This is a genomic window from Bradyrhizobium sp. USDA 4510, from assembly GCF_054059095.1.
Genome location: NZ_JBSSBT010000001.1, coordinates 4587171 through 4602199 on the forward strand (window position 1 = coordinate 4587171; position 15029 = coordinate 4602199).

The following is a 15029-nucleotide window of genomic DNA, read 5'->3' on the forward strand; positions in this document are numbered from 1 at the left end:
CGTCGCAACGATCCGTGGCGTCGCCTGCAGCCGAGCCTTGTTCAAATCCGTGCGGCCGGTGGCCCATTTTCTTGATATTGCCGGATTGCAGGCGTCAAATCCCCTGCTATACCGCTGCTTTCCGCTTACCTGCGCTCGTTCGCAGGAGTGAGCTACAGGAGTCACCATGGCAGAAACGCCACCCAAATCCGAATCCGGATTCCAGTACAGCCTCTCTAACCTCAAACCCGCAGAACCCGTGAACAAGATCGCCCTCACCTTCCCTGATGGAGCGAGGCGCGATTTCCCGAGAGGGACCACCGGTCTCGACATCGCCAAAGGCATTTCGCCCTCGCTCGCCAAGCGCACCGTCGCGATGGCGCTCGACGGCACGCTTGCCGATCTCAATGATCCGATCGAGGCCGACGCCAAGATCGAGCTGATCGGCCGCGAAGACCCGCGCGCGCTGGAACTGATCCGGCACGATGCCGCGCATGTGCTGGCGGAGGCCGTGCAGTCGCTGTGGCCGGGCACCCAGGTCACGATCGGCCCGGTGATCGAGAACGGCTTCTACTACGACTTCTTCCGCAACGAGCCGTTCACCCCGGAAGATTTTGCCGCGATCGAGAAGCGGATGCGCGAGATCGTCGCGCGCGACAAGCCGTTCACCAAGGAAGTCTGGGATCGCGAGAAGACCAAGCAGGTGTTCCGCGACAAGGGCGAGGCCTTCAAGGTCGAGCTGGTCGACGCCATTCCCGGCAACGAGCCGATCAAGATCTACTTCCAGGGCGACTGGTTCGACCTCTGCCGCGGCCCGCACATGACCTCGACCGGCAAGATCGGCAACGCCTTCAAGCTGATGAAGGTGGCGGGCGCGTATTGGCGCGGCGACTCCAACAATCCGATGCTGACCCGCATCTACGGCACGGCATTCGCCAGGCAGGAAGACCTCGACGCCTATCTCAAGCAGATCGAGGAAGCCGAGAAGCGCGACCACCGCAAGCTCGGCCGCGAGCTCGACCTGTTCCACTTCCAGGAGGAAGGCCCGGGCGTGGTGTTCTGGCACCCCAAGGGCTGGACCATCTTCCAGCAGCTGATCGCCTATATGCGGCGCCGGCTGCTCGGCGACTACAACGAGGTCAACGCCCCGCAGATCCTCGACAAGGCGCTGTGGGAGACCTCGGGCCATTGGGACTGGTACCGCGAGAACATGTTTGCGGCGCAGTCCGCCGGCGACGAGGCCGAGGACAAGCGCTGGTTCGCGCTGAAGCCGATGAACTGCCCGGGCCATGTACAGATCTTCAAGCACGGGCTGAAGAGCTACCGCGACCTGCCGTTGCGGCTCGCCGAGTTCGGCGTCGTGCATCGCTACGAGCCGTCGGGCGCGATGCACGGCCTGATGCGGGTGCGCGGCTTCACCCAGGACGACGCCCATGTGTTCTGCACCGAGCAGCAGCTCGCCGACGAGTGCCTCAAGATCAACGACCTGATCCTGTCGACCTACGCCGATTTCGGTTTCGACGGCGAGCTCACGGTCAAGCTCTCGACGCGGCCGGAGAAGCGCGTCGGCACCGACGAGATGTGGGATCACGCCGAGCGCGTGATGGCGACGGTGCTGTCGGAGATCAAGGCCAAGGGCAGCAACCGCATCCGGACCGAGATCAATCCGGGCGAAGGCGCGTTCTACGGACCGAAGTTCGAGTATGTGCTGCGCGACGCCATCGGCCGCGACTGGCAGTGCGGCACGACCCAGGTCGACTTCAACCTGCCGGAGCGGTTCGGCGCGTTCTACATCGATCATGACGGCTCGAAGAAGGCGCCTGTCATGGTGCACCGCGCGATCTGCGGTTCGATGGAGCGCTTCATCGGCATCCTGATCGAGCACTATGCCGGCAACTTCCCGCTCTGGCTGGCGCCGACCCAGCTCGTGGTCACGACCATCACCTCCGAAGGCGATGAGTACGCCAAGGTGGTGGCGGCGGCAGCGCGCCGCGCCGGGCTGCGGGTCGAGATCGACCTGCGCAACGAGAAGATCAACTACAAGGTCCGCGAGCACTCGCTGGCCAAGATTCCGGCCCTGCTCGTCGTCGGCAAGAAGGAAGCCGAGACCCACTCGGTCTCGGTCCGCCGTCTCGGCAGCGAGCGGCAGACCGTGATGCCGACCGATGAGGCGATCGCCGCGCTGGTCGATGAGGCGACGCCGCCCGACGTGAAGCGGGCGCGATCCGTCGCCTGATCTTCACAATCGGTCTAAACTGGCTTTCATTGGCCTGGTCGTGTCCCCATCTTGGGGGCACGACTCCCCTTGAAGGACATTTCCGTGCCCGATGCCATTGAACTCCTGAAGACGCGCCGCTCGATGAAACCGCGCGAGATGACCGGCCCGGGCCCGTCCGCGGCCGAGCTCGAGACCATTTTGACGATCGGCGCACGCGTGCCTGACCACGGCAAGCTCGCGCCCTGGCGCTTCATCGTGTTCGAGGGCGATGCCCGCGCGCGGGCCGGCGACGTGATCGCAAAGGTCTTCGCCCGGAAGAATCCCGGGGCGCCGGCCTCCGACATCGAGGTCGAGAAGAAACGCCTGACCGACGCGCCGCTGGTGATCGGCGTGGTCTCCTTCACCAAGCCGCACCCGAAGGTGCCGCCGTGGGAGCAGGAATTGTCGGCGGGCGCCAGCGCGATGAACATCGTTACCGCGGCGACCGCGCTCGGCTACGGCGCCTGCTGGCTGACCGGCTGGTTCGTCTTCGACCGCGACGTGCTCGACGGCCTCGGCCTGAAGCCGGACGAGAAGCTCGCCGGGCTCATTCACATCGGCACCCCGACCAGGCCGAGCGAGGACCGCCCGCGCCCGGCCCTGTCGGATATCGTGACGCGGTTCTAGGGTATAGCCTTGTAGCCCGCATGAGCGGAGCGATATGCGGGACACTCGTCCCGGGTGTCGCTTCGCTCACCCGGGCTACAAAAGCCCTCGCCATTGTCGGGCATGACGACTACGCCGCCTTCGACGCACGCTCCGCAAAACTGCTCAGCAGCGCCGCGATCTCGCCGGCCGGCCTCGCCGCGCTGAACAGAAATCCCTGCACCTCGTTGCAACCTTCGGCGCGCAGCCAGTCGAGCTGGTCTGTCGTCTCGACCCCTTCCGCGGTCGTGGTGATCCTGAGGCTGCGGCCAAGGCCCGAGATCGCGCGCACGATCGCGAGGCAATCGGAGCGCCGCGCCAGATCCTTCACGAAGGAGCGGTCGATCTTGATCTTGTCGAACGGGAAGCTGCGCAGATAGCTCAGCGAGGAATAGCCGGTGCCGAAATCGTCCATCGAGATGCTGACGCCCAGCTCGCGCAGCTGATGCAGGATCGCGAGGTTGGCCTCGGTTTCCGCCAGGAACACCGACTCGGTGATCTCGAGCTCGAGCCGCCGCGCCGACAGGCCGGAATGCGCCAGCGCCGAGATCACGGCCTGGACCAGATTGCGGCTGCGGAACTGCACCGGCGACAGATTGACGGCGACCTTGACGTCGGCGGGCCACTTGATCGCCTCCGAGCAGGCTTCGCGCAGCACCCATTCGCCGAGCGCGACGATCAGGCCGATGTCTTCGGCAACCGGGATGAACTCCGCAGGTGAGACCATGCCCTTGTGCGGGTGCCGCCAGCGCAGCAGCGACTCGAAGCCAGAGATGCGGTCGGCCGCGATATCGACCAGCGGCTGGTAGTGCAGCTCGAACTCGCCGTTGCTGAAGGCCGCGCGCAGATCGCGCTCCATGTCGCGGCGCTTCTGCGCCTGCTGATCCATCTCCGGTTCGAAGAAGTGGTGCACGCCGCCGCCCTCGGACTTGGCGCGGTACAGCGCCATGTCGGCATTGCGCATCAATTCTTCCGACGTCGTGCCGTCACCCGGTGACAGCGCGATGCCGACGCTGGCGCCGACCACGACCTCGAGCCCGTCGATGTTGTAGGGCGCGCTCAGCGCTTCGATCAACCGTTCGGCGAAAGCGCTCGCCTCGTTCGGCGAAACGTCGGCCGCAAGCACGATCGCGAATTCGTCGCCGCCGAGGCGGGCCGCCACATTGTCGTCGCGGACCACCTCGAGCAGCCGCCCCGCCACCAGCTTGAGCAGCCGGTCGCCCATCGGATGCCCGAAGGAGTCGTTGACGTTCTTGAACAGGTCGAGGTCGATGCACATCACCGCGACGCGCTTGTTGCCGCTCTGGCCGCGCTCCAGCGCCTCGCGCAGGCGCTCCTTGTAGAAATCGCGGTTCGGCAAATTGGTGAGACCGTCATGGTGCGCCATATGCGCGATCCGCGCTTCGGCGGCGCGGCGCTCGGTGATGTCGACCACCGCGACCAGATAGCCGTCGCGGCCCTCGAACGCCACCTTGCGCCCGAAGGTCAGCACGTGGATCTCGCTGCCATCGGCCCTGATGTGCCGCCAGTCGCGGCTCGATTGATAGACGTCGCCGATCTCGCGCAAGGCGGCGCTGTGCACGCTCCACTCATCCACCGGCCAGATCTGGCGCAGCGTCATGCCGAGAAACTTTTCCCGGCTGTATCCATAATGCTGAACGGCGGCGTCGTTGACGCTGAGGAATTCCATCGTGCCGGCGTCGAACACCCACATCGGCATCGGGTTGTTCTCGAACAGCAGGCGGAACGACAGCTCGCGCTGCTTCAGCGCGGTGACGTCGGAGACGGTCAGCGACAGCATGTCGCCGAACGCCGTGACGCCGAGCCGCAGGCAGCGATCGCCGCTGTCGATCTCGAACTGCCCGCCCGGGCCGCCGCCGACAAATCCACGCAGACGGCTCATCACCGCTGACGCCGCAAGCGGATTGCCGCCGGCGCTGAGCCGGCGCCACAGCAATTCGGTCGCAGGCTGCATCAGCAGCCTTGCGGCGCCCTGGTTGAGATGCACGATCTGGAAGTCGGCCGGCTCGCCGCGCGCATCGCGGATCGCGGCGAGCGACAGCACGCCCTCGTCGGTGGCCGAGAAAATCGTATCGAGCAGATTGTACTGCGCATTGCGCTCGTTGACATAGACGCCGACCAGGATACCGCCCCAGCGCGACCGCGTCGGCAGCGCCAGCACGTCGAAGGTCCGCACCAGCCCGTCGCGGACGCAATGCGCCGACGCCAGATAGGGCCGGCAGTTCTCGCGCGCGTTTGCGGCCGCTTCGGTCAACGCGGTGGCGCAATCCGGCGGCAGGGCGCTGAGCGGAATGTCCCAGCGCTCGTCGTTCAGCCATGTCTGGACATAGCGGCCGGCATGCGAGACGCTGAGCATGCCATCGACGCTCCGCAGCAGCACGATATGATCCGCGAGCCGGCCGAGACTGCCGAGCATCACGTCTTCATAGTGCGGCAGCTTTTCGCCGGGACGGACCGCGGCCTGCCACTTGCGTTGCAGAACCGGTACGTCGGCGAACATCTCGGAATTGAATTTGGCCGATGCTTTAGCTGATTTCTTGTTGGCCATGACCATGGCGCGCCCCACGCAAACACTAGTCCCCACGGCATCCAAGTCATGCCGCGGCTTAACGTCATGTAAAAATAGGCAGGCCCGGTATCGCCGCGAGCGATTATGACGGCTCAAATCCGCGCGATGGTTAGTTCACATTAGAGACTATGACAGCTGCATGAAATGCAGGACCGGCCGGACGTCAGCGCGCCACGACCTCGACTTCGCCATCGACACCGTTGACGACATTGAAGGGGCGCTCGAACACCTTGCCTTCGTTCTTGGCGATCGCGCGATACTCGCCCTCGGAGAGCACGACACGCGGGAACGCGCCGATCGATTCCTTGATCACGTCGCCGCCCGGCGTGATCACCGACCAGGCGGTGTTGGCAAGCGCCTCGCCGCCCCGCTCGCTGACCAGCTTGAGGGTGATGACGGCGGCGCGATGGGTGACGGTGACGTCGGTCAGCTTGCCCGCCCCGACGCGAATGTCGGAGCGCACCACCGAGTTGGCGTCGCCATAGTTGGAGACGATGTAGTAGGTGCCCTCGGGCAGCAGCGCGACGTCGCCGGCGGCAACGTTCGGCACCATCGGTCCACGGTCCGAACCGTCGAACTGGCTGCCCTTGTAGATCGCAAACGAGATCTGGTTGGCGGGGATCTTGCTGCTGCCGACCCGACCCTCGATCCGCAGGCCCCCGGCCGGCAGCACGAAGGACTCGCGGTCGGTCTCCGACTTCAGGCTGACGGCGCGCACCGCGCTGACGAGGCCGAGCGCGACATGGACGACATAGTTGCCGGGCGGCAGTACCACGTTGGGCGTCGCCCCGCGCTCTTCGCGGACCAGCTTGTAGGTGCCGTTGTCGTCAGGTTTGTCGGCGAACACCCGCCACACCAGCCCGGCATTGATGACCGGCAGGTCCTTGCCGTACCGCGCCGTCAGCGACAGCACCGCCTGCCCCGCGGCCGGCGACCCGGCCGGCGGCGCTGCTACCACCGGCGGCACGGTCGCAATCGAGGGCTGGACGATGGTCGGCTGGTTCAGCGGACCAGGCAGAACGGGCCCTGAACCGCCGCCCGATGGCGGCGCCAGGTTGAGCGCCGGACCGGACGGCACCTCCGGGACCGAGGCGGGCGGAATCGGCGGCGGCCGGTCGCTGAAGAACTGTGCAGATACGGAACCGGGGATCAGGGCGAGCAAAAATGCCGCAAGCGTCAACAGCGGAAGGAGCCGCATGCCCCGTCCGCATCCGCCGATGCCGTTGCCCCTCGAAGTCATCATCATGCTTTTCAACGAAAACGCGGCAAATTCAAGCCTTCGTCCAAGGGGATCCAGGGGGCGTCCAAGGCTTTGTCACAGTCCGGGTGGGCGGTGCCCGCCATTTGGAACCGCGCGATCAAGCCGATGTTAGCCCTATCGTCGCGGTCCAGTCACATTCCCTGCCTACCGCGGACTACCCGGGGCATGAATCGTGCCTGTGGGACTAACCATGAAGACGGACGACGCTGGCGCAGCCATGCTGCGCAGCCTAGTCTCGCGCTGGCAGGAGATTTGTCGTGTTGGATAGCTGGATGGGCCGAGGCCACAAGAGCTCCGACGGCCCCGACAAGGTAGGCCTGGGAACGGTTCGCCGGCCGGTCATCGGGCTTGCGCTCGGCGGCGGCGCCGCGCGCGGCTTTGCCCATATCGGCATCATCAAGACCCTGCTGGCCCACGGCATCGTCCCCAATGTGGTGGTCGGCACCTCGATCGGCTCCGTGGTCGGTGGCGCCTATGCGGCCGGCCATATCGAGACGCTGGAGCAATGGGCGCGCGGCCTGCAGCCGCGCAGCGTGCTCGGCTACCTCGACATCCGCCTCAACGGCTCCGGCCTGATCCGCGGCGCCAAGCTGGCCGCCGAGATCGAGGCTGCGTTGGGCCAGGTCATGATCGAGGACCTCACGGTCAAGTTCGCCAGCGTCGCCACCGAAGTGCGCACCGGGCACGAGATCTGGCTGACCCAGGGTCGCGTCGTCGACGCCATGCGCGCCTCCTACGCCCTGCCCGGCATCTTCGCGCCGGTCCTGATCGGCGACCGCTGGTTGGTCGACGGCGCGCTGGTCAATCCGGTGCCGGTCTCGGCCGCGCGCGCGCTCGGCGCCGAGATCGTCATTGCGGCGAACCTCTCCAGCGACGTGTTCGCGCACTCGACCACGATCTACAATCACGGCCCGTCCGCCGCGCCGGAGGTGACGGTTGCGGTGACCGCCGAGGCCGAACTTGAGCCGGAGCCGCCGAAGCGCCGGTTTGGCCGCTTCTTCTCCGCCGAACGTACCGTGAAGCGGGAGTTTTTCGGCAGCGCCAGCCGGCCCGGCATCTCGAGCGTCATGGTCGACGCCTTCAACATCATGCAGGACCGCATCACCCGCGCACGCCTTGCCGGCGATCCGCCTGATATGCTGATCTCGCCGCGGGTCGGTCAGATCGGCTGGTTCGACTTCCACCGCGCCGACGACCTGATCGCGCACGGGATACGCGCCGCCGAACGCTCCATCAGCGCAATCGAGGAAGCGATCGACATCCTGGCGCCGCCGTCTAGCGGCGCGGGCAGCACCGGGAAGTAGCGCTCAGGCGGTCTTGATGTAGTCGCGCAACGCCTCCTGCTCGCGCTCATATTCCTCGACGCGCCGCTTGACGATGTCGCCGATCGAGATCAGCCCGACCACCTTGCCGTCCTCGACGACAGGAAGATGGCGGAATTTCCCCGTGGTCATCATCTCCATGATGCCGCTGACCGTATCGGACTCGCGGCAGCTCACGACCTTCTTGGTCATGACCGCCGCTGACCGGTTCGTCCAGCGCGCCCGCGCCGCGCTCAGAGAGCACGCGCACGATGTCGCGCTCCGACAGGATGCCCTCCATGCGGCTCTGCTCCATCACCAGCACCGCGCCGATCCTACGCTCGCCGAGCAGCTTGACCGCGGCCGAGAGCTTCGCGCCGGGCGCGACGCTCATGACCTGATGGCCTTTTGCATCGAGAATGGAACGTACCGTCATTGTCGGCCTCCCTGAATCCGCTCGCGCCCCGCTTGAGCGGAGCCGAGCCTGTTCGCCAGAGTCTTCAATCAACAGTTCCGCGCCGATTTCGGTTCCGGGGCGCGGCGAGTAGCAGGGCTCGATTTGTCGGCCCGCTTTGTTTCTGCGTCACAAAGATGATGGAGGAATTCGATCCAGGCCGCAAGCGGCGATCAGACGCGCCCCGACTGATCCACCGACGACGCATCTGCAGCATCGTCCCGCGTGCGCGGCACCGGATCGAACAACGAGAACAGCAGCAGTCCGGCGAGGAAGCCGCCGATATGCGCCTGCCAGGCGACGCTCGCGCCCTCGCCGCCGAGCGACAGCGAGGTGGCGCCGAACAGGATGTTGACGCCGAACCATATCGCCAGGAAGGCGAGCACCCGTCCGTTGCGCAGCGCCCGCCACAGCGACAGCGCAGGCACCTTGGCCGCCGCCTCGGCATCGCCACGGCTGAACGACAGGAAGCTGCCCTTCACGAAGGCAAAGCGGATCGCCGCCGCCATCGTCCCCGACACCGAAGCCGACGCTCCGATCATCGGCGCGATCGCGTGCTCATGGGTCAACAGATGCGCAAGCGCCCCGGCGGCCGCCGTCACCGCCATGAAGACAAAGAAACGCAGCGCGCCGAAGCGCCGCGCCAGCGCGCTGCCGAACGGCAGCAACCACAGCACGTTGAAGCCGATATGGGTGAGGTTGGCGTGCAGCAGCGAATAGGTGACGAAGGTCCAGACCTTGGCGCCTTCGCCGCCCGGAAAGGTGATGTCGAGCAGCGTCGAATCGTAGCGCTTCGGGATGAAGCCGAAGACGTCGATGGTCCAGTTCTCCAGCTCCGGCGGCAGCAGCACCCGCAGATGAATCACCGCGATCAGGAGGATGTAGGCGGTGAGCGCCGGCGGCAAGGTCAGGATCGGCTCGCGCGGCGCCTCCGGCGGCGGCGCGAGCGGGGATTCGGGATGGGAGTCCAAGGGGTCGGCGACCTCGATGCGGCGGTGGATCAGAGATAGGCGGCTTTCGCACCCCTGTGCAAGTGCACAATCCCAAAATCGGACACCGGGTGTCGCGCAGTGCGGAATCGGGACAAAAGAAAAGGGAGGGCGCTGAGAACGCCCTCCCTGGTCTGCTGGTCTTTCTCGTGCCCCGGAGGGATCGGGAGAAAATCCCCACCCTCCCCGCACGGTGACCAAACTGTTTGACGCCACCTGTGTACCAACGGCGCCGGCGCTTGGGGCAGCCGGCGCGAACGGGAACGCGCGGACCCTACCCACTGGTTCCGCGGGGGCCAAGGACATAGTTAAATTTACGTTAACAACACAAAGCTGCCGATAAGCCGCCCAAAGCGCGGCCACGGCATGGACGCTGCACAGCCTTCCCTGCACAACAGAGAAGGGAAGGCGCCTGAGCAAAACCGGGACAGATGTGTCCCGCCGAGACAGGTGCCGGGCAAGGTTTAGATGAAACACAGCTCGAGCCGCGAGTTCTTCGCATATTGGAATGCGAAGCGCGGCACCGCACGTGCACCTGACCGGAGTGAGTTCGAGCCGTCCGCGGTACGCGAACTGCTGTCCGACATCTTCGTGCTGTCCTATGACGGCGAGACCCGATTTCCGTTCCGCGTCGCCGGCACCCGCACCTCCGCCCTGCTCGGTTGCGACCTCAAGAACCGGAGCTTTTCCGCCCTGTTCACCGGTGCGAGCCGCGGCGAGATCGAAGACATCATCACCTGCGTCGTCGAAGAGACCCTGCCGGCCATCGCCGGCATCACCGCCACGACCGAGAGCGGCGCCAAGGCGCATCTCGAGCTGCTGCTGCTGCCCTTCACGAGCCGCGTCCACATGCCGGCGAGCCTCACCGGCCTGCTCGCCCCGTTCGAGGACGACGTCGGCCGGCTGCACGACCTGGTGCTGACCTCGTGGCGTTACCTGCATCCCCAGGAGCGGTTCGTGCCGCGGACCCTGCGCAAGCTCGCCATCGCGCGCGGCCTGATGGTCTACGAGGGCCTGCGCTAGCCGCCGGCACCCGCCTGGGGACGGGATGGCAGGCGCCGGTCGCTTGCACCCCGCCCCGCGGAACTCTATTAGCTGTCTGGCCGCCACGGCGGGGTGGACCCGCTCATTGCAGCTGCGGCCGGGTTGGGCATGTTTCGGAATTCGATCAGGCAGAAGATCGTCGGCATTGCCGCGGGACTCATCATCCTCGCGGTGGTCACCTCGCTGCTGTCGATGGTGATGGCGGGCCAGGTCGGCCATCTCCTCGACGAGCTCACCAACCGCTACATCCCCGCCTATGGCCACCTCGCCCGCGTCAACATCCGCGCGCTGGAGCGGTCGCTCGCCATGCGCCGGATGATGATGGCGAAGATGCAGGCGCCGGGCGAAGACTCCGGCTACGAAAGCGCGCGCAAGGCCTTCGACGAGATCGAGCCCCTGATCAAGCGCGAGGCCGACGCCGCGCGCACGCTGATCGATGCGATCATCGCCGATCCCTCGACGCCATCCGACAACGCCGCGCTCGGACGCCTCGATGACCGCATCGACAATGCCGTCAACGACCTGTTGATGCGCCTGAACGCAGAGAACAAGACGCTGCTCGAGCAAATCGACGCCAAGGACTTTGCGGCGGCGAAAGCGACCACGCTGCGCGCCGACGCCCTGCGCGACGACTTCAACACCAGGATCGAGGGCATCCGTGCCGACATGCTGGCGCAGGTCGCTTCCGCCGCTGCGAAGGTGATGAGTGCCCAGCAGCGGGCGATCATCATCTCCGGCGTCGTGACCGCCATTGCCGCGATCCTCGGCTTCGTGTTCGCGATGCTGGTCGGCAGCGGCATCACGCGGCCGGTGATGCGCCTGCTCGAAAGCACCCGCGAGGTCGAGGCCGGCCGCCTCGACGGCGCCATCACCATCACGACCCAGGACGAGATCGGCCAGCTGTCGGCCGCCTTCAACCGCATGATCGAGACGCTGCGGCACAACCAGCGCATCCGCGAGACGTTTGGCCGCTACATCAATCCGCGGATCGCCGAGGGCCTGCTCGAACAGCCCGCGATCGCCGCGACCGAAGGACAGCGCCGCGTCATGACGGTGATGTTCTGCGACATGAAGGGCTTCACCAGCCTGAGCGAGGGCGTGACGCCGAGCGGCCTCGTCAAGATCATGAACCTCTACCTGTCGACGATGTCGGCGCCGGTCCATGCGCATCGCGGCATCATCGACAAATATATCGGCGACGCCATCATGGCCTATTGGGGCGCGCCCTTCGTCGAGGAGGCCGAGCAGACCCATCTGGCCGCGCTTGCCGCCATCGACATGATCGGCCAGGTCAACCAGCTGCGCAAGGATCTGCCGGAACTGCTCGGCGTCCGCGTGATTCCGGCCGATTGCGACATCCGGATCGGGATCGCCACCGGCGAGGCCCTGGTCGGCAGCATCGGCTCCGAGTTCATGATGAGCTACACCGTGCTCGGCGACACCGTGAACCTCGCCTCGCGGCTGGAAGGCGCCAACAAGTTCTACGGCAGCCGCAGCCTGATCTCGGAGGCCACCGCCGCGGCCTGCGCCGCAACCATCGAGCTGCGCGAGATCGACCGCCTCGTGGTGATGGGGCAGACCCAGCCGGTCGCGGTGTTCGAGATCCTCGGCAAGAAGGACGAACTGACGCCGGCGCAGACCGAGTTGCGGCAGCGTTACGCGGATGGTCTCGCCGCCTATCGCGAGCGCCGCTGGGATGACGCCGAGCAAGCCTTCGCCGCGGCGCTGGCGGCGGCGCCCGGCGACGGCCCGTCGATCGCCATGAAGGCGCGCGTCGCAGCGTTCAGGCAAGATCCGCCGGCGGCCGATTGGGACGGCGCCTGGCATCCGGAGCGGAAGTAGCGGCGTCACGCTCATCCAGGCTCCGCCGCTACAGCTGGGCCTCGATCGCAACCTTGTCGATCACCGACCAGACCTGCACGATCTTCCCGTCGCGGAATTCATAGAACACGTTTTCGGCAAACGAGACGCGCTTGCCGTTGACGCCGAGACCGAGGAACGCGCCCTTCGGCGAACAGTCGAACGCCAGCCGGCTCGCGACGTTGGACGCATCCGACACCAGCAGAACGATGTTGAAGCGAAGGTCCGGGATGTCGCGAAAGTCCCCTTCCAGCATCGCGCGATAGCCGGATAACCCGAGCCGCCGGCCGTTGTGGCACACATCCTCGTCAACGAACTGACCGAGTTGCGGCCAGTCCTGGCGATTCAAACAGGCAATGTAGTTCCGGTAGATCTCGGCGAGGTCCGTTTTCATCATCGATCGTCCTCCTTGCCGCGGGTCCAGATGGCCATTGAGCATCTGAGTGCGATTCTAACACCGATGTCAGTTTCGACTCCGATGTCCGATGGCGCGAACGAAACACTCAGCCAGCGTGCACGTGAAAGCGCGACGTCCCGAAGAGACAGTGCGATTGCCGCTTCGGCAAACAATTTCTCAAACCGCGCGGAATGTCTCGCGCGATCGGGAGTTAGTGCTTCAGGTCAATAACTGTCCTTGTCAAATCGGAGGCGTACATGATCAAGTCACCGATGATGCTTGCGGCATTCCTGACAGCGCCGATCATTCTGTTCCCACCGCAGACCGCCGTCGCGGCTGGCGGAGGTGGCGGCGGTGGTGGTGGTGGCGACCCATACGGGTCGAGCTACGGCACTCCCGCGCCGTCCTATCCCCAGCAGAAGGACAGAAAGACCACGCACAAGGTCAAGAAGCCCTTCAAGCAGTCCGGCTTCGAAGACCCGGCGTTCCGCGACGGCTATCGCGCAGCCTATGCGACAATCTACGAACGCAACGACTACGCCGCCGCGATCGATCAGTTGCACGCACTCGGCCGCGATGATCAGCCGAACGTCGCGAACCTGATTGGCTACTCCTATCGCAAGCTCGGCGACTACAAGCAATCGCAGGTCTGGTACGAACGTGCGCTCAAGGCCGATCCGAACCACGTCCTGACGTGGAACTACTACGGCCTGTGGCAGATCGAACAGGGAAACCGCGACCAGGCGCAGTATCATCTGCAGCGGATCGCCGAGATCTGTGGCACCGAATGCGAAGAGTATCGGACGCTGGCGGCGGCACTGGAAAAGCCGCCGGGTACGAACCTCGTCTACTGAGCGCGTCGCGTAGCCCGCATGAGCGGAGCGACATGCGGGGAAGGACCGCCCCGGATGTCGCTGTCGCTTGTCCGGGCTATGCCTGTGAGCCGCGTTGTTCGCGTGTCCGTTTTTGCGGGAATTTCGCCGTTTTGGTCGACGTGACCAGCGAGTAGCTTGCGTGCCGGGCGACGCACGCGGATATTCTGAGATCGATCATCATGACCTGGCGGCTTCTCGCGTGGAGCGGCATCGCCGTTGCCGCGCTGGTTCCAATCATCGGCGGCATCTGGCTCTTCACCCTGCCCGCCGCATCGGCGTTCCGCGTTCCGCCGCCGATCGCGACGCAAGAGCACGACGCGATGCTCGCGGCGCTGAAGCCGCCGAAGCGGTCGCGCCCGCTGATCGCGATACCCGGCATCAACGACATGACCGAGACCACCGACTATCTGATGCCCTACGGCATCCTCAAGCGCGCCGATGTTGCCGATGTCGTCACGCTGGCGACGGGACCCGGTCCAGTCGCGCTGTTCCCGGTGCTGAAGGTCGAGCCTGATGCGACCATCGCCGCATTCGATGCCGCACATGGCGACGGCGCCGACTACGTTATCGTGCCGGCGATGAGCCGCGACGACGATCCGGCGGTCATGCAATGGGTCCGGCAGCAGGCGGAGAAAGGCGCCGTGATCGTCGCCGTCTGCGCCGGCGCCAAGGTGCTCGCCTCGACCGGCCTGCTCGACGGCAGGCGCGCCACCACGCACTGGTTTTACCTGAAGAACTGGCGCAGCAAACATCCTGAGATCCGCTATGTCGCCGACCGCCGCATCGTGGTCGACCACGGCGTCGCGACGACGACCGGGATTTCGGCCTCGATGCCGATGTCGCTGACCCTGATCGAGGCGATCGCCGGCCGTACCAGGGCTGAGGCCGTCGCGCGCGAGATCGGCCTGCCCGGCTGGGACGCGCGGCATGACAGCAACGCCTTCAAGTTCACGCGTCCCTTCGCGCTGACCGCCATCCGGAACACGCTGGCGTTCTGGAACCGGGAACAGCTCGGCCTCGCGCTTGCCCCCGGCGTCGACGAGGTCTCGCTGGCGCTGGTCGCCGACAGCTGGTCGCGCACCTACCGCTCGCATGCCGTGACCTTCGCCGCGACCGACGACGTCGTCACGACCCGCAACGGCCTGCGCGTCTATCCGCAAGTCGTGGCGCCGGATTGGTCCGCAGATCGTCTGCTGCCCGCGGTCGGCACCGCGCCGCCCGCGCAGGCGCTCGACCGGGCGCTTGCCGGGATCGAGACACGCTATGGCCGTGATACGGCCGATTTCGTCGCCGCGCAGCTCGAATATCCACGGGCTGACGCCGTGCAGTGAGGGATTGCGTCCCCAACAACGTATTCGATCCCCCATCCGCCCCATT

At 65.8% G+C, this 15029-nt stretch carries 11 protein-coding genes and 1 pseudogene; 7 read left to right on the forward strand and 5 right to left on the reverse strand.

Annotation, left to right across the window (positions count from 1 at the left end; all coding sequences use genetic code 11):
• Nucleotides 1-166: 166 nt before the first annotated feature.
• Nucleotides 167-2215 (forward strand): threonine--tRNA ligase, encoded by a 2049-nt coding sequence (gene thrS, locus ACVMDN_RS21245; protein WP_076831632.1) that lies wholly within the window; start codon nt 167-169, stop codon nt 2213-2215.
• Between the two features lie 84 nt (nt 2216-2299).
• A complete protein-coding gene (locus ACVMDN_RS21250) occupies nt 2300-2863 on the forward strand; it encodes a nitroreductase family protein (protein WP_076831733.1) in 564 nt (187 codons plus the stop codon).
• 109 nt (nt 2864-2972) lie between these two features.
• On the opposite strand, the gene ACVMDN_RS21255 is transcribed toward ACVMDN_RS21250, so the two are convergent.
• Together ACVMDN_RS21255 and ACVMDN_RS21260 are read right to left on the reverse strand one after the other, a co-directional pair.
• On the reverse strand, nt 2973-5456 hold the full coding sequence (locus ACVMDN_RS21255; protein WP_456835016.1) for a putative bifunctional diguanylate cyclase/phosphodiesterase: 2484 nt from the start codon (nt 5454-5456) through the stop codon (nt 2973-2975).
• A 178-nt stretch (nt 5457-5634) separates the two neighbouring features.
• Nucleotides 5635-6711, reverse strand: coding sequence for a hypothetical protein (locus ACVMDN_RS21260; protein ID WP_028342693.1), 1077 nt, complete (start codon nt 6709-6711; stop codon nt 5635-5637).
• A 278-nt stretch (nt 6712-6989) separates the two neighbouring features.
• On the opposite strand from ACVMDN_RS21260, the gene ACVMDN_RS21265 reads away from it, so the two are divergent.
• Nucleotides 6990-8036: a patatin-like phospholipase family protein gene (locus tag ACVMDN_RS21265; RefSeq protein ID WP_057019669.1), complete on the forward strand. Its 1047-nt coding sequence runs from the start codon at nt 6990-6992 to the stop codon at nt 8034-8036.
• 3 nt (nt 8037-8039) lie between these two features.
• On the opposite strand, the pseudogene ACVMDN_RS21270 reads toward ACVMDN_RS21265, so the two are convergent.
• Together ACVMDN_RS21270 and ACVMDN_RS21275 are read right to left on the reverse strand one after the other, a co-directional pair.
• A pseudogene (locus ACVMDN_RS21270) lies at nt 8040-8469 on the reverse strand (CBS domain-containing protein).
• A 191-nt stretch (nt 8470-8660) separates the two neighbouring features.
• Nucleotides 8661-9458, reverse strand: a complete 798-nt coding sequence (locus tag ACVMDN_RS21275; protein WP_057019671.1) for a rhomboid family intramembrane serine protease — start codon at nt 9456-9458, stop codon at nt 8661-8663.
• Nucleotides 9459-9944: 486 nt separating this feature from the next.
• Between ACVMDN_RS21275 and ACVMDN_RS21280 the strand changes: the two genes are divergently transcribed.
• On the forward strand, nt 9945-10499 hold the full coding sequence (locus ACVMDN_RS21280; RefSeq protein ID WP_057019672.1) for a PAS domain-containing protein: 555 nt from the start codon (nt 9945-9947) through the stop codon (nt 10497-10499).
• Between the two features lie 129 nt (nt 10500-10628).
• The gene (locus tag ACVMDN_RS21285) at nt 10629-12362 is read left to right on the forward strand and encodes an adenylate/guanylate cyclase domain-containing protein (RefSeq protein ID WP_076831638.1); all 1734 of its coding nucleotides are present in this window, start codon (nt 10629-10631) and stop codon (nt 12360-12362) included.
• A 28-nt stretch (nt 12363-12390) separates the two neighbouring features.
• On the opposite strand, the gene ACVMDN_RS21290 is transcribed toward ACVMDN_RS21285, so the two are convergent.
• On the reverse strand, nt 12391-12777 hold the full coding sequence (locus tag ACVMDN_RS21290; RefSeq protein ID WP_076831641.1) for an ester cyclase: 387 nt from the start codon (nt 12775-12777) through the stop codon (nt 12391-12393).
• Nucleotides 12778-13034: 257 nt separating this feature from the next.
• Here ACVMDN_RS21290 and ACVMDN_RS21295 point away from each other — a divergent pair, with 257 nt between their 5' ends.
• On the forward strand, nt 13035-13631 hold the full coding sequence (locus ACVMDN_RS21295) for a tetratricopeptide repeat protein (RefSeq protein ID WP_076831644.1): 597 nt from the start codon (nt 13035-13037) through the stop codon (nt 13629-13631).
• A 200-nt stretch (nt 13632-13831) separates the two neighbouring features.
• Entirely contained in the window at nt 13832-14983 is a 1152-nt protein-coding gene (locus ACVMDN_RS21300) for a DJ-1/PfpI family protein (protein ID WP_076831647.1), read from the forward strand.
• Nucleotides 14984-15029 lie beyond the last annotated feature (46 nt).

Excerpts from the sequence above, each read along its gene's own strand:
- thrS (WP_076831632.1), top strand. The coding sequence starts at position 167 with ATGGCAGAAACGCCACCCAAATCCGAATCCGGATTCCAGTACAGCCTC.
- ACVMDN_RS21255 (WP_456835016.1), bottom strand. The coding sequence starts at position 5,456 with ATGGTCATGGCCAACAAGAAATCAGCTAAAGCATCGGCCAAATTCAAT.
- ACVMDN_RS21260 (WP_028342693.1), bottom strand. The coding sequence starts at position 6,711 with ATGACTTCGAGGGGCAACGGCATCGGCGGATGCGGACGGGGCATGCGG.
- ACVMDN_RS21280 (WP_057019672.1), top strand. The coding sequence starts at position 9,945 with ATGAAACACAGCTCGAGCCGCGAGTTCTTCGCATATTGGAATGCGAAG.
- ACVMDN_RS21285 (WP_076831638.1), top strand. The coding sequence starts at position 10,629 with ATGTTTCGGAATTCGATCAGGCAGAAGATCGTCGGCATTGCCGCGGGA.
- ACVMDN_RS21290 (WP_076831641.1), bottom strand. The coding sequence starts at position 12,777 with ATGATGAAAACGGACCTCGCCGAGATCTACCGGAACTACATTGCCTGT.
- ACVMDN_RS21295 (WP_076831644.1), top strand. The coding sequence starts at position 13,035 with ATGATCAAGTCACCGATGATGCTTGCGGCATTCCTGACAGCGCCGATC.
- ACVMDN_RS21300 (WP_076831647.1), top strand. The coding sequence starts at position 13,832 with ATGACCTGGCGGCTTCTCGCGTGGAGCGGCATCGCCGTTGCCGCGCTG.